Raw genomic sequence first — 21,025 nt, forward strand, 5'->3', positions numbered from 1 at the left:
GCACCTTGGAACAGTTCCAAGTGTGCGCATTTTTTTGTTTAACCATTAATCACCATGTAATTAAAATGTCAACTTTTCAGTGTGGATTTTAACATCGTAAGTGGCATTGTCACTCACCAATAGCCCACCCCACCGCAAACAATCAATTCAGAGACGAGCTGTTTTGGGTGTGCCAAATAAACTCACGAAGACCTAACAACTCCCAAATACATCAACTCATCAACTTAGAAACTCAAAAAAACATCAACTAATAAACTCTCAATCTCATCAACTTACCAACTCATTAACACATCAACTCAGAAAACCTAAATTATTATTTTTATTTTACGATGTCGCTCTAATTCTCACTCCGTTCTAGCGAGAATATTGGCTAAAAGGTAGGTAAATATCCACTAATTCTAGCCTTTCACTCTTTTTGTTTTGTCTATTTTAAAGACTACGACCTGCATTTTGCACCATTTTGCCTTTCTAGTTTGGTTGCTAGCTCATCATTTTTCAAGCCCTATTTCTCACTTTTAGCCCCTAAAACCCTAGTTTTTAACGGCTGTTTTGCCCCTTTAAGCCATGTTTTTAATGGCTCGAGAAGGTTTTATTTATACCATCGCGTTGGATATTTATGCTTTTCCTTGCGCATTTAGCGGCACTTTGGGCTGCAATTAGCACCATTTTACCTTGCATTTAGCACCAAAACGCATTGCGTTTAGCACCAAAACACCTTGCATTTAGCACCAAAATACACCGCATTTAGCAGCATATTGCACCACATTTCGCTAAAAAAGCCCCGAAATCTGGTGCAATTGGCGGTTTGTCGTAATAAATATTCATTCTTCCACATCCTAGAACTAACCCCTTTTTGCATCAAAACAAACCTTCGCGAGAATCGATTTTTTGCGACAAGGTGAGCGATTGGTGAACAGAAAGGGCACTCATAATGTTAAATTTCTTACTGAAAACTAGACAAAAGAGATTGTACTATATACACGTGCATGGACTACGGCGACGGAAAGCACGTAGGCTTACTACCGTCAGTGCGAGCAGTTGTAGGATATGCTGCTCACTGCCACAGAAACAGCATTATGCAAACATTGCCATACCATTGCATAAGCAAGCAGGGCATTACCCATTTTGTTTAAAGGGAAAATTTTGCTACAATCCCTCAAATACTTAGAAACACAACGCTAATGAACCTTTTGTAAACTCGAAACTCCACCTTTTTTAATCCTAATCGGTCGTTAAGCCTATACAAATTTTGTTTGATTGTTGAGCATATTGTCTATCTTATTCTTGAAGGCGTAGCGTGCTACGTCAAGAGAAATAAGACAGACAAGATGCCGACAAGCAAGCGGAAGATGGACAAGGTGCGATGAGTTCAAACTAAAACATTTGACAAGCGGCCTGATGAGCGATTGGGGTTTAAACAGGATTCCCCCACCCTATTATGTCTTTAACCACTTCGGCACCTACAACTATACCAGCTGCGGCAGGCACAAAGGCATTACTAGCAGGCACATGTTTCTTTCCTTGGGGCTTGTGTGCGCCTTCATCATCGGCCAAATTCTCATTAGTGGTAACGTTATCACCACATTCCGAGTTATTCTGTCCCAGGGGTTTAAGCGGTTGTTCTTCGCTAAACACCACCTTAACCCCAGCAATGCCCAGCGCCCTTAACTTCTTTCTCATCACCTTGGCCAAGGGGTCCATAGTGGTTTTTGATATGTCGGCCACCCTAAATGCCGTTGCATCCATCTTGTTTGCAGCCCCCATGCTCGATATGATGGGTCTGCCAAACAGCTTGCAACGTCTTATCAGTTCAATCTTTGCCGTGATGGTGTCAATGCAATCCACCACATAATCGTATTGTTTCAGGTCTACCTCGTCCGCATTTTCCGGCAAATAAAACATCTTATATTTACCAACCACACATGCAGGATTAATGTCGTAGATGCGTTTCTCTATCGCATCAACCTTCGCTTGTTCCAGTGTAGAGTGCAAAGCAATCACTTGTCGGTTCAGATTGGTTATGTTTACCGTGTCTGCATCAAAGACATCAATGCAGCCAACACCACTTCTTGCCAGCACCTCTACGGCATATCCCCCTACTCCACCAACGCCAAACACAGCCACTTTACTGCCTTTAAGTCGCTCTACGGCATCTTTGCCAACAAGCATTTCGGTTCTGCTAAATTGATTTTCCATACTTTCCTATCTGTATTTACGCTTATGGCATGTCCCAACAAGTGCGTTTAACCAGCTACACCAGTGCAGCATTCAGCACAACTTCCCATTCCATGCCCCATTTATCCTCGATTTTCTTCGAGTAGTTCTTTATCACATAATAGTCGTTTGCATCCTTATGATACGCAAAACAGCTGTTAACCCCTTGAATAATCCATTTTAAAACGTTCTTTTCATTGTTGTTCAACACATTGAGCGATACATAGCTTACTAGTTCTTGTATCTTAGCCACATCAAACTCTCCTAGTTCAAATAGCTTATAGCAAAAACTATCCTCCACTTCATCGTCTTTGTTTATCGCAATCAAACTTTGGTTCTCGTTTTCGCGTTCTAAATGTACTGTCCTCATGTTTGTTTAATTTATGATGCACGTTGCACCGAGATAAACTAGCCAACAAATAAATGTAGTGGTTCATTCTTGTTAGTGAAACTTAGAGCGAGCAAACATCATTTTTAAATTATAAATCCCCCGAACGCTATTAATAAAATACATCTACACCTTTTTCTAAGCCGTCGTTGTGCAGCGTGCGGTTAGCCTTATCCTTCCCTTTTCCAAAGTTGAGCCGATATGTTGCACCCAACACAAGCATGTTGGCGTTGTCTCTTATACTCTGTATATGGTATTCGGGATGCACGTCTGACACGGTTATGCGTTCATATTTACTTCCACGGCGGGTGAACAGGTTTGCTCCCATTATCGTGAAATGCCACTTTTTACATTGATACTGCACCTTTATCATGTTCCATCTCTCATTAGAATAATAGGTGTTTCCTTGCAATTCAAACTTGGGCTCAATCTCATGTTTTGCCGACAGCACCCATTTCCCAAAATACATGGCAGCACTTAACGAGGCGTAAAAACGTTTGCACGAATGGGTTTGAGTGGGTAACGGCACCTGATAGCTATCCCAACCTACGTTACCCCATAACGTTGCAAAGCCAAATAGTTCTTTTGCAGACAATTCCAATTCGAGGTTTAGCTGATTAGTAGACCGTCCGTTAATCGCTTTGCTTAAAAACTTGTCATAGTACGGGTTCGAAACTTCGCTGATATAGCTATACGAATAATAGATGGGGTTAAACGTTTTGTTGTGCGACACCCACAAAGTAGACGTGAATTTTGCTTTGGAAAAGCGCAGATAAACCCTGTTTCGAAGATAGGTAGAGGGCTTTAAGCTGAGGTTTCCTTGTCTGATAGATATGTCATCAATCACCTGTATCAAATCAGATTGTTGCGAAATTCCTGGTAACGAAGGATTAAGCAAAAACAAATAGTTCAGTGACCAATTGGGCGAAAAGGCATAATTGGCATTGACATTCACTTTCATCCGTACGGCATTGGTCTTATAGGCGTTGTTATCTGCATAATTGTAGATGCCACTAAGATTTAAACCATAACTCAGTTGTTTTGCGTTACCCACTATTTGTGCATACAGCGTTATGCGGTTTTGGTCTATCGTTGCTTGCTTTAATACACCATTTTCCAGCTGCATGTTGTCTGTTGCATTATAATAGTTTTGTATTCCCACACTGGTTCTTAGGGCTTTAAAGGTCTTGGAATACATGATGTCTGCACCAACACGCCACGACTTGTTCTCGGTTGAGCTCATCAACGTGTCGTTATTTAGGGGGGTGTCGTATACATTCATATAATCCCTGTCGTAAGTTCCTGACGAACGCCTGCCATAAACGTTTGCTTCAATGTGTTGGGTCTTGTTTAATTGCTTGCGAAAGAACAGGTCGAAATTGGGCGAAACAAAACCAAGTTTCCAGCGTGTATGGTTTGTATAACGAGAGACCTTGCCCTTGTAACTTTGCGTATTCCACGAATTATCGCTGATTTTTTGGTCTTCAAAGCCAATACCAACCTTTGTCGACATCATGGTATTGGGGTTGTGCAAATAGGTGTAAGCCAAAGATAATTCGTTACTTAAATAGTTGAAGTCGCTAGGCATTCCGTTCCTTTCTCTCGACACAGGCTCATCCCTACCGATAAAATCGCCTTTCGAACTGATTTCTCGTTTGTTATAGTCGCGCCAATTGGCGGCATAGTTCAGTTCCCATTCCGATTTTCCGTGGTGGTAGTCAATGCCAACATTGCCATTAAGAAAGCCCGTTGTTACGCCAGACAACACATTTGCCATCACCGAGCCACCATTTTGGCTAGGATTAAGAATGATGTTAATAACACTTCTGCCGTCATATCGCAGGTCGGGTGTGTCGCTATACTCTATGCGTAATACGTTTTTAGGGTTCAATGAGAGTATTTTGCTTAGCTCGCATGGTTTTCCGTTAACCTTAAACACAGGTGTGGCGTTGTCTACCTGCACCGTTTGCAATATCTCGTTAACAGCTAAACCTGGCATTTTATACTGTAAAGCGTTGAGCAAGGACAATCCGTTTGCCGACTGCCCCAACTCCTTTTTCGTAGGAATGATAATGTAACGGCCGGCTTTCTGCATAACCGACTCTGCCGTTACAACGACATCACCCAACGTTACTTGGCGCTCGAACAGCGTTATCGTGCCCAAATCAACAAACTGGCTGGACGTTCCCGATATGTTGATTTGCAAAGGAACAAACGTATCTTTTGTTATTTCGATAGACAAGGTAGAATCGTTTATTTCGGCAGATACGAACTGCCCCAGCTTGTTTGTCTCTATTTCTATAACCTTTGTTCCGACTTTGTTCCTGCCAAGAACGAGGGCCTCGTACAATGGTTTGCCAGTGGCGTCTACAACCGTACCTTTAACAACATAGGCTAAGGCTGATGCTGCTTGTGTAAGTAGCAGCAAGGCAATGATGGTTATAAGCGAAAACTGTTTCATGCATTAAACGTTGAGCTTGTGAGATTGAAAGCTGAGGATTGGAAATGACACAAAGGATGTGGGGGAAGATAAGCTAATGGAAATCCCCAATCAGTGTTATGCCAATTGGGGATTTCTTATACTACTTTGAAAGTCTAAATCTACTTCAATTCAGTTTTTCATTGTCTTAATACATTCTTAAACAGAACGCGTTAGACTTTTGAGAAACAAAACGTTATAGGCCTAACGACTTTTTAATCTCTTCAATTTTCTCGTCGGCCTCCTTGTTGCAGCGTTCATAGCAACCTGCGCATTTCATTTCGCCTTTCACTTCAAGGTAGAACTTAATCTTTGGTTCTGTACCAGAAGGGCGGACAGACACTTTTGTTCCGTCTTCGCAGAACCATTGCAGCACGTTGCTTGTTTCTGGCATGTGGAGTTTTGTTACCACTCCGTTGGCATCGGTTTGCTCCAACGTCTTGTAGTCTTTGGCGATGACAACCTTCGAACCTGCAATTTCTTTGGGAGGATTGTTGCGGAACTTCTCCATCATTGCCTTTATTTCGTCGGCTCCGCTCTTTCCTGGTTTCACAACGTTGATGGTAAACTCCTTAGAGAAACCATACTCCAAGTAGATGTCCATTAGCAGTTCGTAAAGCGTTTTGCCTTGATCTTTGGCATAAGCGCAAATCTCTGCCAACAGCGAGCAGGCCGAAACGGCATCCTTGTCGCGAACGAAGTCTTGCGCCATAAAGCCATAACTTTCTTCGCCACCGCCGATGTATTGTTGCTTTCCTTCCGATTTACGTATCTCGTTGGCAATCCATTTAAAGCCCGTATAGCAGTCGCGCATCTCGATATGGTTCTTGTCGGCAATCTTCTTGATAACTTCTGTGGTAACGATAGTCTTCACAATGAAGTCGTTTGGTTTCATCTTACCCGTCTTGATGCGGTTGGTGATGATGTAATAAAGGAAAAGCAAGCAAGTTTGGTTGCCGTTGATAAGCACCCATTCGCCCTTATCGTTCTTGCAAGCCATGCCCACGCGGTCGGCATCGGGGTCGGATGCCATAACAATATCGGCGTCTATCTCCTTGGCATCGCGTAGTGCAAGGGTTAGAGCCTCGCCGTTTTCAGGGTTAGGACTAACCACTGTGGGGAAGTCGCCACTTCTTACCATCTGTTCTTTCACGCAATGTACGTTTTCGAACCCCCATAGTTTGAGCGAGCGTGGAATGAGCATCATACCCGTACCGTGTAGTGGTGTGTAAACGATTTTGAGGTCTTTCTGGCGTTCGATAACGGCAGGATCGATGCTAATGGTTTTCACCATGTCGAGGTAAATCTTGTCAACCTCCTCGCCAATAATCTCAATCAGTTCGGGATTACCCTTAAATTTCACGTCGGCCACCTTCACTTTATTCACCTCGTCGATAATTCCCTTATCGTGTGGAGCCAGCACTTGTGCGCCGTCTTCCCAATAAGCCTTGTAGCCGTTGTACTCTTTGGGATTGTGGCTAGCCGTAATGTTCACACCACTTTGGCATCCAAAGTGCCTGATGGCAAACGAACACTCTGGCGTTGGGCGCATATCGTCGAACAAATACACCTTAATGCCATTGGCCGAGAATATGTTTGCAACCGTCTCGGCAAATAAACGGCTGTTGTTTCGGCAGTCGTGGCAAACGGTAACCTTTATCTGCGGCAGGTTGGCAAAGTTCTTTTTCAGGTAATTGGCCAGTCCTTGTGTAGCCATGCCCACGGTGTAGATGTTCATTCGGTTGCTGCCCGCGCCCATGATACCGCGCAAACCGCCCGTTCCAAACTCCAAATCCTTGTAAAAGGCGTCGATAAGACCCGTCTTATCAGCATTTTCCATCAGTCCTTTCACTTCGTTCCGCGTTTGTTCGTCAAACTCGGAAGTTAGCCATTGCTTGGCCTTTGCCTCGCATTGAGCTATCAGTTGAGCGTTATTCTCCATAATCTATTTATTAGTATATTAAATTTATGTTCCCAATCAAGCCGACAACGTTGTCGTTATCAGCATGGCAAAGATAATAAAAAAATACTTTCGGGCGCATATTTTCATCCTTTAAAATAAGGAAAAAACAAAGTACCGGTCACATTTCTTTGGGAAGTACGCATATTTTAGGTACATTTGCAAACGTATTTAGCGAAACAATAATTTAAAAACAACATCCATATAGAACATCATGGAACTTTATTTCACCGGCATTATCATAGCCGTAAGCACTTTTCTTATCATCGGCATCTTCCATCCCATCGTTATTAAGGTAGAATATTACTGGGGAACTCGTCAGTGGTGGGTGTTCCTTATCTTGGGCATCGTCGCCGTCTTAGTGGCCCTCATGGTGGCTAATGTTATCGTTTCTTCGATACTTGGCGTGATTGGTGCATCCTTTCTTTGGGCTATTGGCGAACTGTTCGAACAGAAAAAGCGTGTAGAACGCGGTTGGTTTCCCATGAACCCTAAACGCAAACACGCCTACAATCTAGAGCAGCAAAAGAAAGCTGCGTAGCCATGAAAGTGGAACTTTTGCTCGTTGGAAAAACGGTTAACAGTGTGTTTGTGGCCGGTATTGCCGACTACGCCAAGCGCATAGGCCATTATATACCATTTAACATCAACGTTATTCCCGAACTTAAAAACACCAAGAACATCTCTGCCAATCAACAAAAAGAGGCTGAGGGCGAGCTGATATTGAAGAAGTTGCAGCCAGACGACCACTTGGTGTTGCTCGACGAGCATGGTAAGGAGTTGCGCAGCATTGAGTTTGCCCAATGGTTAGAACGTAAACAGCACGTTGCGCGCCGCTTAGTGTTTGCCGTTGGCGGCCCTTATGGTTTTAGCGAGGCGGTTTATGCTCGTGCGAATGAGAAGATAAGCCTTTCAAAAATGACGTTTTCGCACCAAATGGTGCGCCTAATCTTCACCGAACAGCTTTATCGCGCCTGCACAATTCTTAAAGGAGAGCCTTATCATCACGAGTAGAAACAGGAAACGAAAGGGAGTTGTGGGAAATATTCGTGAATGAAAACGCGACAGTTTGTAACACCTAACGCACAGATAGAATTGGGAAAAAGACTGGTACCGCGATGCTCCCCATTTTGCCTTATTACTAAACTAGCATCAGTACAGCCGCTTGTACCGAGGCTACAAGGCCCCTTGTACTGACACTACAAGCCCCTTGTACTGACACTACAAGCCGCTTGTTCTGCCGCTACAAGATGCTTGTAGCATCACTACAAATGGCTTTGTACTGATTAGTTAATCACAAAGTGGGTACACAAACAAAAGTTCAAAACCATTTTTTTTGCCTATAATGATGTGAAACATAGGCCAATTATTTTGTACTTATCGCGATTTGCGTTATCTTTGCACCCATATTTCGAAATAAAAACTTTTATTATACCATTTCATGAAACAGTACAAGTTAGTGGACAACGTGCTAGGGTGGCTCGCCTTTTTTATTGCTGCCTTTGTATATTGTTCTACAATCGAACCCACTGCAAGCTTTTGGGACTGTCCTGAGTTTATAACCACAGGCTACAAATTGGAAATCGGACACCCACCTGGGGCACCTTTCTTTATGCTCACAGCCAATTTGTTCTCACAATTTGCCAGCGATGTAACGCAAGTGGCTAAGATGGTGAACATCATGAGCGCTTTGTTGAGTGCCACAACCATCCTATTCTTGTTTTGGACCATCACCCACCTTACGCGAAAGCTTATCGTTAAGGATTGGGGTAGCATGACGTTGAGCAAGCTTGTCGCCATAGAAGGTTCGGGATTGGTTGGCGCGTTGATTTACACTTTCAGCGACACGTTTTGGTTTAGTGCCGTAGAAGGCGAGGTTTATGCCTACTCTTCGGCTTTCACTGCCATCGTGTTTTGGCTTATTCTGAAATGGGAAGACCATGCCGACGAACCTCATAGCGACAGATGGCTTGTGCTTATCATGTACATGACAGGGCTTAGCATCGGCGTTCACTTGCTTAACTTGCTTTGCATACCCGCCATTGTGCTGGTGTTTGTTTACCGCAAGTTCCCCAACATCGAGGTAAAAGGCTCGCTCCTTGCCCTTCTTGTGGCCTTCGTTCTCGTTGCAACCGTGCTTTACGGCGTTATTCCGGGCATCATTACCGTTGGCGGATGGTTCGAGTTGTTCTTTGTTAACACACTTGGAATGCCGTTCAACACGGGTGAAGTGGTGTATATTGTGCTTTTGGTAGGTGCCATTATTTGGGCCATCTACGAGAGCTACTCGCAGAAAAGCGAGAAAAGAGAAAACATTTCCTTCATCGTTGCATTCGGTTTGTTGGGTGTTCCGTTCTACGGCTACGGCTGGTCGGCCTTCATCATTGGTGCAATTGTTCTCGGTATATTATATTATGTGTTGAGCTACAAGCGCAAGAACGAGGCCAAGAAGTTGGTTCCGCTCATCACATCGCGCATCAAGAACACGGTGTTGCTTTGCTTGCTGATGCTCATGATTGGCTATTCAAGCTATGCTGTTATCGTTATTCGCTCGCTGGCTAACCCACCAATGGACCAAAACTCGCCCGAAGACATCTTCACTTTGGGCAGTTATCTCAGTCGCGACCAATATGGCGACAACCCCCTACTCTATGGACAGGCCTTTACTTCGCAGGTGCAACTAGACAGAGAGGGCGACATGTGCAAGCCCCGAATGAAAGAGGGTGCGCCCATCTATCAGCGTAAGGAGAAGGCTAGCAAAGACGAGAAAGACTCTTATTTCGTTGTGAGCAGAAAGAACAAGTACGTTTATGCGCAGAACATGTTGTTCCCACGCATGTGGAGTCCACTTCATGCGCAATCGTATAACGACTGGTTAGGAGGCATAGACGGCTCGGAAGTACCTTACGACAGGTGCGGAGAAACCATGATGATAAAGATGCCCAGCCAGATGGACAACATTAGGTTCTTCCTTTCGTACCAATGTAACTTCATGTATTGGCGCTACTTCATGTGGAACTTTGCAGGAAGACAGAACGATATGCAAGGAAACGGCGAGTTGGAACATGGCAACTGGATATCGGGTATCAGTTTCTTAGACAACGCCCGACTAGGAGATCAAAGCAAATTGCCCGATGATTTGAAGGACAACAAAGGCCACAACGTTTACTATTGCTTGCCCTTGTTGCTGGGTCTTATCGGACTTTTCTGGCAAGCATTCCGCGGACAACGTGGCATAAGGCAATTCTGGGTGGTGTTCTTCCTCTTCTTCATGACGGGGTTGGCCATCGTAATCTACCTTAACCAAACGCCATCGCAACCGCGCGAACGCGATTATGCCTACGCTGCCTCGTTCTATGCCTTCGCCATTTGGTGTGGTTTGGGCGTTGCAGCCATTATCGACCTGCTTAAAAAGCGTATTAAGGTAGAAGGTACTATCGTATCGGCCGTTGTTGCTGCGCTATGCCTTTTCATCCCTATACAAATGGCTTCGCAGAACTGGGATGACCACGACCGTAGCCATAGGGATACGTGTCGCGACTTCGGACAAAACTATTTGATGACCCTTCAAGACGAAGGCAATCCCATTATATTCACCAATGGCGACAACGATACATTCCCCTTGTGGTACAACCAAGAGGTGGAAGGTGTGCGTACCGATGCGCGTGTTTGCAACCTTAGCTACTTGCAAACAGACTGGTACATCGACCAGATGAAACGTCCTGCATACAATTCGCCCTCAGTGCCCATCACATGGCCGCGACTTGAGTTCTGTTCGGGGACCAACGAGTATGTTGAAGTGGTGCCTCAAGCCAAACAACAGCTGCTCGACTTCTACAAGAACTATCCCAACGAGGCCAAAGCTAAGTATGGCGACGAGCCGTTTGAATTGAAAAACATCCTTAAAAACTGGGTTCGCTCTAAGGATAAGGACGCTCACTTCATACCCACAGACACGGTTTACGTCACTATCGACAAGGCGGCAGTGAGAAAGAGCGGCATGATGATGGCTAGCGACAGCATACCCAGCCGCATGGTGATTTCTCTGAAAGGCAAAAATGCCTTGTATAAGGGCGACTTGATGATGTTGGAGATGATTGCACAGAGCAATTGGGTGCGTCCGATATACGTAGCCTCGACCGTCGGACAGGAGAATTACATGAACCTTGGCGACAACTTTGTGCAAGAAGGACTGGCCAACCGCATCACGCCGTTCACAACAAACGCGCCCGGTGCGAAGAACTTCGATACCCAAAAGACCTACAACAACGTGATGAACCGCTACAAGTACGGCGGATTGTCGCGCAAGGGTATCTATATCGACGAAACGGTTATGCGCATGTGCTACACCCATCGCCGAATAATTGCTCAGTTGGCACTGCACCTTATTTCCGAAGGCGACAAGCAAAAGGCAAACAAGGTGCTGCAAAAGGCTGATAAGGAACTGCCTGCTTACAACATCCCCTATAACTATATGAATGGCGGATTGGACATTGCTCGTGCCTACGCATTACTTGGACAGACTGCGAAAGCTAAAGAAGTGGCAAATGCTGTGTGGACAAACGCCCAGCAATACCTTAACTGGTACTTGACGCTCGACGGCTCGCGCTTTGCCAATTCGATGAACGACTGCATGTACCAGATTTACGTTCTCAGGCAAGCTGCATCCGTAATGGGAATGGCCGACAAGCAAACGGCTGCCCAACAAGAGAAGAAACTGAACATGCTGTTTAAGCAATATCAGGAAAAAGGTGGGGCTATGCCCATGGAAGATGAATAAGGAATATACATGACGATGTGCAAAGCAGGTGTAAGAACGAGGGTTAGTCTTAGCCACGCGCAAATGCCCTTGGCTATGGGGAACGCTGGTTCTTGCACCTGCTGCACGTCTGACACTACGCTTGAACGATGATAATCGAACAACCCGCAATATGGTTACGTTGGCTTTATCCGCATGCCCTGTGGCGTATGGATAAGAACGACCGTTCCGTTTACCTCACTTTCGACGATGGCCCAATACCCGAATCCACCCCTTTCATTCTCGAAACGCTGGCTAAGTTTGGGGCTCGTGCCACCTTCTTTATGGTTGGCGAGAACGTTGAACGCCATCCCGAACTGTACCAACGCATTGTAGATGCTGGGCATCGGGTGGGAAATCACACCTATAACCACATGGGTGGGGCTAAGCACACCATCAAAACGTACACCAATAACGCAAAGCGGGCCGACGAACTGATACATTCCAACCTTTTTAGACCGCCCCACGGGTGGATGCGCCCTAGCCAATACGCATGGCTAAGTCGTACATACAAGGTGGTGATGTGGGACCTCGTTACACGCGATTACTCGAAGTGGATGACGGCCGAAGACGTTCTCAACAACGTTAAGCGTTATGCGCGCAATGGCTCTATCATCACTTTTCACGATTCACTAAAAAGTATCGACAAGCTTCACTTTGCTTTACCTCAGGCATTAGAATGGTTAAAGGAACAAGGGTATGAGTTTAAAACTTTCGAATGACATCAAAGCCGAGGCCAAACGCCTTGGCTTTTTTGCTTGTGGTATAGCAAAGGCCGCGCCCGTAGAGCCTGATACGGCTGCCGATGTGGTGCGATGGCTCGACAATGCGTGCTTTGCCGAAATGGCATACATGAACAATTACACCGACAAACGCCTCAATCCGCAATTGCTCATGCCCGGTTTAAAGTCTATTGTGTGTGTAGCCATGAGCTATGCGCCTGCCCAACGCATGCCAGAAGGACAATATCAACTGGCCAGCTACGCCTATGGGCAAGACTATCACGAAGTGGTGAAGGGTAAGTTGCGGCAGTTGGCAGCACATTTCGGGTTCGAGCCATACATCGAAGAAGGTGTTTCGCACTCCACTTCTGTTGCCGATAGCCTCCCAAGGTATAGAATATTCTGCGACAGCGCGCCCATCTTGGAACGCTATTGGGCAGTAAAGGCAGGCTTGGGGTGGACAGGTAGAAACCATCAGCTTATCATTCCCAAGGCTGGCAGCATGTTTGTGCTGGGCGAATTGTTTCTCGACATCGAGTTAAACTACGATGAGGAGATGCCCAACCGTTGTGGAAACTGTCACAAGTGTATAGATGTCTGTCCCACAAAGGCCCTTGGAACATGGCAAGACATGGCCAACAAGAAGACATTCTTGTTTGATGCCAGGCGTTGTCTGTCGTATCAAACCATCGAATATCGGGGCGATTTAAATCCCGAAGTAGCCCAAGCAATGGGCGATACCATCTACGGATGCGACATATGTCAAACCATTTGTCCCTGGAACGCTCACCCCATAGCCACCAATGTCGAGGAGTTGGCGCCCAAAGCCGAACTTCTGAACATGACGCGAGAGCAATGGCATAACCTAACGGAAGACGATTACAGACGTCTTTTCAAGGGAAGTGCAGTTAAACGGGCCAAATATGCAGGGCTAATGCGAAACATTAAGGCCGTAGAACAATGCCAAAATCAGCAAAAACAAGAAGAAAACGACGTACACGAGCCCACTATAAACGATAAGGAAAAGAAACAATGAGAGATAAGCAAAACTTAATAAACACGCAAAAGACGTTGATACACGCCTTTTTCGATGGTTTTATGAACGGCGTTACAGATGCCAACGACCTGAAACAAGACGAAAGTCAGACGTTGATAAAGACACTTCTGAACGTTTACGAAAAAATTTCGGAGCATTACGCTGTGGTGATGCTGCCCATCCTAGGCGTTGTTCACCACGAAAGTTTGGAGCAATTGCAATGCAAACTCGATGCACTAAGGCAACAAGGCGATACAGATGTTACCGCATTCTTTAAGGTGGTATGTGGCGAAGAAGGAACTTACGGGGCAATGGTCGACGATTATAAAGCTAATTTCGAGGTGCTTTTGAAGGGAAGCACCCTGCATCCCCAGCACTTAACCTTAGCCGATGAAAGCCCAACAAGCACCTATACCAAGACCAACGAGGAACAAAACATCAGACTTTTGGTGCGCACCATTCTGCGCGCTTACCGCTGTGGGCTGCAAACAAAGTCTTCATTGCAACAGTTTAAGCAACCTACCGTTATCCGAATGGTATTAGACAATGTAGACTTGTTGGTTAATGGTAAGTACACCATCGCACAACACATGGACAAGGCAACTGACATACACGGGTTGTTTTTGGCCGTATTGCATACCCAAGAGCGATATAATGTGGTTCAAGACGAACTACAAATCGAGATGGAAAGATTGATAAAGGGCGACAATTAATGTTAGGTGTTGATGTAACCTATTGCAAATAAGTCGCAGGCTGACAACACCTTACTTGTTGTAAGGCGTTTCTTTCATGAGCTTGCTGTCGATAAATTCAACTCCCTTGGGGGTACAAAAACCACGAAGAAACAGCACGGCCACATTGGTGAACAAATGGTTGACATCGTATTTCTGAAACATTCGTTCGCCCATCATGAGCTTTGAAGAAAAGGAGATGAAGTTCAGCACCACATTATAGTCGAAAAACCGCACGAAATAACCTTCCTCAATTCCTCGTTTCACAAAGTCTAAAGCCTCTTTATGGTTTTTCTCTGTCTTGTTGGTGAGGTACCTCACCACTCGCGAATACTTACTTAGTTCACTGAAAAACAAAGGGTTCGTGCTCGCCATGTCGGCCATTTCGCGGTTGTAGATGTGAAAAATAAGGTCCATTACCGTATGGCTTTTATCCTGCGCATACAGCTGCGAGTCGAGTTTTCTGGCCTTGTCTTCGCGCATAATACCGTCGAGCAGCAACTCTTCCTTGTTCGAATAGATTTCATATATCGTTCGTTTGGATATGCCAAGCGTCGTTGCGATGTCGTCCATACGCACACTGCGTATGCCACGCTCTTTAAAAGCGCGCATGGAAGTAACCAAAATACGCTCCTTTAAATCCTTCCGGTAGCTAGAAAGTAAATCTTGTTGCTCCATAATATACCCTTATTTATACGCAAAGGTACAAAAAATATGAATAACAAATTTTGGTTTTAAGCCTTTTTTACTACCTTTGCGCTGTTTTCAGCGTATAACGTTTATCTTTAAATACAACGCTCATTATATTAATATAGAATGGCAACAGGTGCAGAAAAAGGCTCTAATGCCCCTACCCTACGCCCTTGCCACATTAAACAATCATACAAAATGGTGAAAGTAACCAAAGAGGCAGCTTTAAGCTATCATCAGAGTGGACGCCCTGGAAAGATTGAAGTGCGGCCCACCAAGCCCTATCACACCCAAACAGACCTTAGCTTGGCCTATTCGCCTGGTGTGGCTTATCCTTGTCTCGAAATACAAGGCAATCCCGACGACGTGTACAAATACACCGACAAGGGAAACCTCGTGGCCGTTATCAGCAACGGAACGGCTGTGCTAGGATTAGGCGACATCGGTGCGATGAGTGGCAAGCCAGTGATGGAAGGAAAGGGATTGCTGTTTAAGATATATGGCGGAATTGACGTGTTCGACATCGAACTGGCCGAGAAAGACCCCGAAAAGTTCTGCGAAACGGTGGAGAGAATTGCCCCTACCTTTGGCGGCATCAACCTGGAAGACATCAAGGCACCCGAATGTTTCTACATCGAAGAACGACTTAAACGAACGTTAGACATCCCCGTGATGCACGACGACCAGCACGGAACGGCCATCATTTCGGCCGCAGGACTGAAAAATGCCCTCGAAGTGGCTGGTAAGGACATTAAGAAAGTGCGCATTGTGGTTAACGGTGCAGGGGCTGCGGCCATTAGTTGTACCAAGCTTTACCTTGCCCTTGGTGCGCAAAGAGAGAACGTGGTGATGCTCGACTCGAAGGGAGTTATCACTACCGACCGCGAGAACCTTAACGACCAAAAGGCACTTTTCGCCACCGAACGTCGCGACATACGTACACTGGAAGAGGCAATTAAGGGTGCCGACGTCTTTGTTGGCTTGTCTAAGGGTAACATTCTCACCCAAGATATGGTAGGTTCGATGGCAGATAGGCCCATTGTGTTTGCCTTGGCCAATCCTGTTCCCGAGATATCGTACGAAGATGCGATGGCATCGCGCCCTGATGTGCTTATCTCCACGGGACGTTCCGACTATCCCAACCAAATAAACAACGTTATTGGTTTCCCCTATATCTTCCGTGGTGCACTCGATGTACACGCCACAGCCATCAACGAAGAAATGAAAATGGCTGCTGTGCATGCCATTGCCGACTTGGCCAAACAGCCTGTTCCCGATGTGGTTAACGACATCTATCGTGTTAACGACCTTACTTTCGGACCGCTCTATTTCATCCCCAAGCCCGTAGACCCACGCCTTATCACCGAGGTTTCGGCTGCTGTGGCTAAGGCTGCGATGGAAAGTGGTGTGGCAAGGAAAAGCATAACCAATTGGGATGCGTACAAAAACAGCCTGATGCAGCTGCTTGGCCAAGAAACGGTATTTACAAGAAAACTGCACGATACGGCTCGTTTGCAACCCCAACGCGTGGTATATGCCGAGGGCGGACACCCAAGTATGATGAAAGCTGCCGTGCAAGCCAAGGCCGAAGGCATCTGTTTCCCTATCCTATTGGGCAACCCCGACCGCATTAACCGCCAAGCGCAACGCCTAAAACTAGACCTTAGCGGAATTAAAATTATAGACATGCGTGCCGATAAGGAACAAGGCAGGCGTGCTACCTACGCCAAACACTTGGCCGAAAAGCTGGCACGCAAGGGCTACACCTTCCAAGAGGCGTACGATAAGATGTACGAACGCAACTATTTTGGCATGATGATGGTTGAACGAGGCGATGCCGACGCATTTATCACGGGGCTATACACCAAATATTCTAACACCATTAAGGTGGCCACAGAGGTAGTTGGCGTTCGCGAAGGTTTCCATACGTTCGGCACCATGCACGTTGTTAACTCGCAAAAGGGTACATACTTCATCGCCGACACGCTTATCAACCGCCATCCCGACAACAATTTCCTTGTTGACATTGCTCGTTTAAGTGCCAACACTGTTGAGTTTTTCAATGAAAAACCCGTAATGGCGATGATTAGTTACTCTAACTTTGGCACTGACGAGATTGGCAGCCCGTTAAAAGTTCACGAGGCGGTTGAAGAGCTGCATGCTAATTATCCCAACTTGGTTGTTGACGGTGAGATGCAAGTGAACTTTGCACTGAATAGGGAAATGAGGGACGAGAAGTACCCCTTCTCTAAGTTGAAAGACAAGGATGTAAATACCCTTGTCTTCCCAAACCTTAGCAGCGCTAACGCTAGCTATAAGTTTTTGCAGGCCCTTAACCCCAAGACCGAGATTATCGGGCCAATTCAAATGGGACTAAACCGGCCTATCCACTTCACCGATTTCGAGGCATCAGTTAGGGATATAGTTAATGTAACGGCTGTTGCCGTGGTAGATGCCTGCGTAGACAAAATGAAAAGGGCTGGTAAAACTAAGCGATAAGGAAGGTGTCACACGTCATACAGCTAAGTTGCTAAAAATGGGGCATGCAGCACCAAACTGCTGCTTTATTGTCTTTGCGGTTGCATTTACTAGCCAGTACACATCATAAGTATAGCACGCTATTTCCGTATTCGGAAAATAGCGTGCTTTATTTTTTACCAATGGCAAAGGTGAAAAGATGGCTGCATCGATTAACTTGTTAACTATACCACTCACCTTGTCAACTCGTTAACTAGCCCCATGTCAACTCGTAAACTGGTTAACTGCGTTTCCATAATGCCGTCTCCGTTGGATGTAAATTGCATGACTGCAACTGCTCGCGAGGTTGCCGTAAGCTTACGTGTTTCTCGTGCCGTTGCCAATGCGCTTGTATACGGTAAAATCTTTTTTGTCTAGTTCTTAGTAAGAAATTTAACATTATGAGTACCCTTTTTGTTCACCAATCTCCAACCTTGCCGCAAAAAATCGATTCTCGTGAGGGTTGCTTTTGATGCAAAATGGGGGTAGTTGCAAATGCTGGCAAAATGAATATTTATGTCAAGCAACCGCCATTTACACCGGTTTTTGGGCTATTTGCCGCTAAACATAGTGCAATATGCCGCTAAACGCATTGCAATATGGTGCAAAACGTAGTGCGTTTTGATGCTAAATGCAAGGCAAAATGGTGCAAGATGCAAGGCAAAATGGTGCTAAATGCAGTGTGAAATGCTGCTAAATGCAAGGCGAAAAGCATAAAAATACACCGCAATGGCATATTCATAACCTGTTCGAGTCATTAAAAACATGGTTCAAAGGGGTGAAATAGTCGTTAAAAAGGTGGGTTTTAGGGTCAAAAAGGGGGTAATTCGGCTCGAGAAATCATGAGCTGACAGCCAAACTAGAAAGGCTAATTGGTGCAAAATGCAGGTATTTTTTATGAAAATGGACAAGACAAAGGGAGTGAAAGACCCAAAATGGTGGTTATTTACCTACTTTTTGACCCGTTTTTTCGCTAGAACGAGGCAAAATTCTGAGTGCTTTTGTAAAATAAATAATAACAATTTAAGATTTTGAGTTGGTTAGCTTATAAGTTTATGAGGTCTTAGGTTTATAATTTTATGAGTTCTTGAGTTAATAAGTTTATGAGTTCATGAGCTGATAAGTTTATGAGTCCATGAGTTGATAAGTCTGTGGGTTCATGAGTTGATAAGTCTGTGGGCTCATGAGTTGATAAGTTTGTGGGTTCTTGAGTTTATAAGTTTATGAGTTCATGAGTTTGTAAGTTGGTGAGTTGTATACGGGAGTTTATTGAGTTTTCGTGAGTAAATAAGCTGGTGGATTGTAAACAAACGGACTATAACAGCCCACCTACAAATAAAGCTCCTATTGTGCGTTACCATAAGATGTAGCACAATAGGAGCCGTGCCTGTACACTAGCAAATACAAGCCAGTGGTAAAACCAAACTTAATTTGTTTCTAAGGAGTTTTGTTCTCTCCGTTCGAAAACTGTGAACTATCTTAGCTGTAGGCGGTGCGTTTCAACATTGCCAGAACCGCGTATGTTCTTGTTCAGGTTCTTAGCCACACCTGCCAACTTAATTGTTCCAGAGCCAAACACCTCACAATTAACGTTTCCAGCATCGTTAAGGTTGGCCCCGATGTCGCCAGAACCCTTAACGGAGAACTGCATTTTATCGGCTTTAAGACGTTTGAAGTCGATGTCGCCCGACCCTCTAAGGCTCGCTTCAGCATTCACACATTCCACAAATCCAAATTCAATGTCGCCCGAGCCGTTGATTGAAGCCACCAACTTGTCGCAGATAATGTCCTTAAAATCAATGTCGCCAGAGCCATTGATAGATACCGTTAGCTGGTCTGTATCTACACGTCGGGCAGCCTTGAAGTCGCCCGAGCCTTTAATTTCGAGTTGCGTTAGGTCGGGAGAAGTGATGTAAATGTCAACATCATCACTTGACGTGAAGAACATTCGGCTTCTCCTAGCAGCCCTTTCTATATATAAGGTCTCGCCACTTACGCGCAGAACAACGGAAGAAACCTCGGCTTGTGGCCCCACTAGTTTCACCGTGTTGCTCTCTCCCTGCACAAAATGTACGTCGTAGGGAGTAGACATAACAATGCGTTTAAAATACTTTAAGTTCTGTTGGGTGGTAACTTTCTTCTTGTGGCTTCCGGCATAAGCTCGTGAAGAGGTGAACAATGCGCCAAACACGAGAACTGCCGAAGCAATTAACAAAATTCTTTGTTTCATTTTTACTGTCTTTTTATAACTTGATTAATACAATCTTATAGACGCATCTCAGCGTACTTTGGTTGCAAAACTATGAAAAGAAGTGCGATAAACAGGCATGAAGGGGTATAATTAACATTCAGAAAGCAAAGCAGCGGCGATTTAGCGGGTTTAGAAACCTATTTTAACAACAAATGGCGGCTGCCACAAGGTCTTTCGCATCATTTATACAAATTTACTAATCATAAGTCGAAGGCATTGCACATGATTACCAAAAAAAACGTAACTTTGCAGATAAGATGACCATCAGTAAAGCGAAAATAAAGTACATACGCGCCTTAGAAACGAAGAAACACCGCGACGCGGAAGGCGTTTTTGTAGCAGAAGGACCGAAGGTGGTGGGCGAATTGCTTGCCAAAACACCTGCAAAGTTGCTTGTGGCCACACCCCAATGGCGGGCATCTAATGCCGTGCAGGAGGGTACAGAACTGATAACCGTCAGCAACGACGAGTTGCACAAACTCAGTTTTATGCAGGCTCCGCAGCAGGTTTTGGCCGTTTTCCCTAAGCTATACGAGGGCGAAAGCACCACAGCTGGCAACGTTGAAACGAACGAACTGACCCTGATGCTCGACGGAATACAAGACCCTGGCAACTTGGGCACCATCATCAGGTTGGCCGATTGGTTTGGCATTCGCCACGTGGTATGCAGTACCGATACGGTCGATGTTTATAATCCCAAAGTGGTGCAGGCCACAATGGGCAGCATTGCTCGTGTGAAGGTGAGTTATACCCCGCTCGAAACCCTACTCGATGCCCTGCCTCCCTCGTTCCCTGTGTACGGAACCCTGCTCGATGGTGATAACATCTACACGCAACAACTTTGTGCGTACGGCATAATCGTGATGGGAAACGAGGGCAAAGGCCTTTCGCAAGGTGTGAGGAAACGCGTGACCCACCGACTTCTGATACCTAGTTTTGCCATAGGAGAAGAACGTGCCGAAAGTTTGAACGTGGCAAATGCCACCGCCATAGTGTGCGCAGAGTTTAGAAGACAAGGCGCAATAGGGAAAGGTGAAAAGGTGGTTTAAGGTTGAAAAGGTGGTTTAAAGTTGAAAAAGTGAAAGAGTGAAAAGGTGAAAAGATGGCTGCGCCTACCAACTTGTTAACTAGATTACTCAACTTGCCAACTCATCTACTCACCAACTCGCCGACCAGTGAACTTGTGAACTCGTAAACTTGTGAACTCGTAAACTTGTGAACTCGTAAACTTGTGAACTC

14 protein-coding genes are annotated in these 21,025 nt (G+C 45.3%); 8 read left to right on the forward strand and 6 right to left on the reverse strand.

Annotation, left to right across the window (positions count from 1 at the left end):
* Window positions 1-1,413: 1,413 nt before the first annotated feature.
* The 4 genes from HMPREF0670_RS02515 to HMPREF0670_RS02530 form a co-directional block, all read right to left on the reverse strand.
* A complete protein-coding gene (locus HMPREF0670_RS02515) occupies window positions 1,414-2,196 on the reverse strand; it encodes a ThiF family adenylyltransferase (RefSeq protein WP_044077631.1) in 783 nt (260 codons plus the stop codon).
* A gap of 55 nt (window positions 2,197-2,251) precedes the next feature.
* Window positions 2,252-2,584: a hypothetical protein gene (locus HMPREF0670_RS02520; RefSeq protein ID WP_009229587.1), complete on the reverse strand. Its 333-nt coding sequence runs from the start codon at window positions 2,582-2,584 to the stop codon at window positions 2,252-2,254.
* Window positions 2,585-2,714: 130 nt separating this feature from the next.
* Window positions 2,715-5,063, reverse strand: a complete 2,349-nt coding sequence (locus HMPREF0670_RS02525) for a TonB-dependent receptor (RefSeq protein WP_009229588.1) — start codon at window positions 5,061-5,063, stop codon at window positions 2,715-2,717.
* 214 nt (window positions 5,064-5,277) lie between these two features.
* Window positions 5,278-7,023 (reverse strand): phospho-sugar mutase, encoded by a 1,746-nt coding sequence (locus tag HMPREF0670_RS02530; RefSeq protein ID WP_009229589.1) that lies wholly within the window; start codon window positions 7,021-7,023, stop codon window positions 5,278-5,280.
* Between the two features lie 232 nt (window positions 7,024-7,255).
* Between HMPREF0670_RS02530 and HMPREF0670_RS02535 the strand changes: the two genes are divergently transcribed.
* From HMPREF0670_RS02535 to HMPREF0670_RS02560, 6 genes are all read left to right on the forward strand, one after another.
* Window positions 7,256-7,582, forward strand: a complete 327-nt coding sequence (locus HMPREF0670_RS02535; RefSeq protein WP_009229590.1) for a DUF4491 family protein — start codon at window positions 7,256-7,258, stop codon at window positions 7,580-7,582.
* 2 nt (window positions 7,583-7,584) lie between these two features.
* Window positions 7,585-8,055: a 23S rRNA (pseudouridine(1915)-N(3))-methyltransferase RlmH gene (rlmH, locus tag HMPREF0670_RS02540; RefSeq protein WP_009229591.1), complete on the forward strand. Its 471-nt coding sequence runs from the start codon at window positions 7,585-7,587 to the stop codon at window positions 8,053-8,055.
* A gap of 427 nt (window positions 8,056-8,482) precedes the next feature.
* Entirely contained in the window at window positions 8,483-11,821 is a 3,339-nt protein-coding gene (locus HMPREF0670_RS02545) for a DUF2723 domain-containing protein (RefSeq protein ID WP_009229592.1), read from the forward strand.
* A gap of 128 nt (window positions 11,822-11,949) precedes the next feature.
* On the forward strand, window positions 11,950-12,561 hold the full coding sequence (locus HMPREF0670_RS02550; RefSeq protein WP_009229593.1) for a polysaccharide deacetylase family protein: 612 nt from the start codon (window positions 11,950-11,952) through the stop codon (window positions 12,559-12,561).
* Window positions 12,539-13,597, forward strand: a complete 1,059-nt coding sequence (queG, locus tag HMPREF0670_RS02555) for a tRNA epoxyqueuosine(34) reductase QueG (RefSeq protein ID WP_009229594.1) — start codon at window positions 12,539-12,541, stop codon at window positions 13,595-13,597. Before HMPREF0670_RS02550 ends, queG begins: the two co-directional genes overlap by 23 nt.
* Entirely contained in the window at window positions 13,594-14,310 is a 717-nt protein-coding gene (locus tag HMPREF0670_RS02560) for a hypothetical protein (protein ID WP_009229595.1), read from the forward strand. Before queG ends, HMPREF0670_RS02560 begins: the two co-directional genes overlap by 4 nt.
* Window positions 14,311-14,361: 51 nt before the next feature.
* On the opposite strand, the gene HMPREF0670_RS02565 is transcribed toward HMPREF0670_RS02560, so the two are convergent.
* Entirely contained in the window at window positions 14,362-15,006 is a 645-nt protein-coding gene (locus HMPREF0670_RS02565) for a TetR/AcrR family transcriptional regulator (protein WP_009229596.1), read from the reverse strand.
* Window positions 15,007-15,216: 210 nt separating this feature from the next.
* Between HMPREF0670_RS02565 and HMPREF0670_RS02570 the strand changes: the two genes are divergently transcribed.
* On the forward strand, window positions 15,217-17,517 hold the full coding sequence (locus HMPREF0670_RS02570; protein WP_009229598.1) for an NADP-dependent malic enzyme: 2,301 nt from the start codon (window positions 15,217-15,219) through the stop codon (window positions 17,515-17,517).
* A gap of 1,492 nt (window positions 17,518-19,009) precedes the next feature.
* Here the strand turns inward: HMPREF0670_RS02570 and HMPREF0670_RS02575 are convergent.
* Complete coding sequence (locus tag HMPREF0670_RS02575) at window positions 19,010-19,765, reverse strand: head GIN domain-containing protein (protein ID WP_009229599.1); 756 nt, start codon at window positions 19,763-19,765, stop codon at window positions 19,010-19,012.
* A gap of 278 nt (window positions 19,766-20,043) precedes the next feature.
* Between HMPREF0670_RS02575 and HMPREF0670_RS02580 the strand changes: the two genes are divergently transcribed.
* Window positions 20,044-20,835 (forward strand): RNA methyltransferase, encoded by a 792-nt coding sequence (locus HMPREF0670_RS02580; RefSeq protein ID WP_009229600.1) that lies wholly within the window; start codon window positions 20,044-20,046, stop codon window positions 20,833-20,835.
* The last annotated feature ends 190 nt before the right edge of the window (window positions 20,836-21,025 follow it).

Origin of the sequence: Prevotella sp. oral taxon 317 str. F0108, assembly GCF_000162415.1 — a bacterium.
Classification (GTDB): Bacteria; Bacteroidota; Bacteroidia; order Bacteroidales; family Bacteroidaceae; genus Prevotella; species Prevotella conceptionensis.

Excerpts from the sequence above, each read along its gene's own strand:
- HMPREF0670_RS02550 (WP_009229593.1), top strand. The coding sequence starts at position 11,950 with ATGATAATCGAACAACCCGCAATATGGTTACGTTGGCTTTATCCGCAT.
- HMPREF0670_RS02545 (WP_009229592.1), top strand. The coding sequence starts at position 8,483 with ATGAAACAGTACAAGTTAGTGGACAACGTGCTAGGGTGGCTCGCCTTT.
- HMPREF0670_RS02535 (WP_009229590.1), top strand. The coding sequence starts at position 7,256 with ATGGAACTTTATTTCACCGGCATTATCATAGCCGTAAGCACTTTTCTT.
- HMPREF0670_RS02580 (WP_009229600.1), top strand. The coding sequence starts at position 20,044 with ATGACCATCAGTAAAGCGAAAATAAAGTACATACGCGCCTTAGAAACG.
- HMPREF0670_RS02525 (WP_009229588.1), bottom strand. The coding sequence starts at position 5,063 with ATGAAACAGTTTTCGCTTATAACCATCATTGCCTTGCTGCTACTTACA.
- queG (WP_009229594.1), top strand. The coding sequence starts at position 12,539 with ATGAGTTTAAAACTTTCGAATGACATCAAAGCCGAGGCCAAACGCCTT.
- HMPREF0670_RS02530 (WP_009229589.1), bottom strand. The coding sequence starts at position 7,023 with ATGGAGAATAACGCTCAACTGATAGCTCAATGCGAGGCAAAGGCCAAG.
- rlmH (WP_009229591.1), top strand. The coding sequence starts at position 7,585 with ATGAAAGTGGAACTTTTGCTCGTTGGAAAAACGGTTAACAGTGTGTTT.
- HMPREF0670_RS02560 (WP_009229595.1), top strand. The coding sequence starts at position 13,594 with ATGAGAGATAAGCAAAACTTAATAAACACGCAAAAGACGTTGATACAC.
- HMPREF0670_RS02515 (WP_044077631.1), bottom strand. The coding sequence starts at position 2,196 with ATGGAAAATCAATTTAGCAGAACCGAAATGCTTGTTGGCAAAGATGCC.
- HMPREF0670_RS02575 (WP_009229599.1), bottom strand. The coding sequence starts at position 19,765 with ATGAAACAAAGAATTTTGTTAATTGCTTCGGCAGTTCTCGTGTTTGGC.
- HMPREF0670_RS02565 (WP_009229596.1), bottom strand. The coding sequence starts at position 15,006 with ATGGAGCAACAAGATTTACTTTCTAGCTACCGGAAGGATTTAAAGGAG.
- HMPREF0670_RS02520 (WP_009229587.1), bottom strand. The coding sequence starts at position 2,584 with ATGAGGACAGTACATTTAGAACGCGAAAACGAGAACCAAAGTTTGATT.
- HMPREF0670_RS02570 (WP_009229598.1), top strand. The coding sequence starts at position 15,217 with ATGGTGAAAGTAACCAAAGAGGCAGCTTTAAGCTATCATCAGAGTGGA.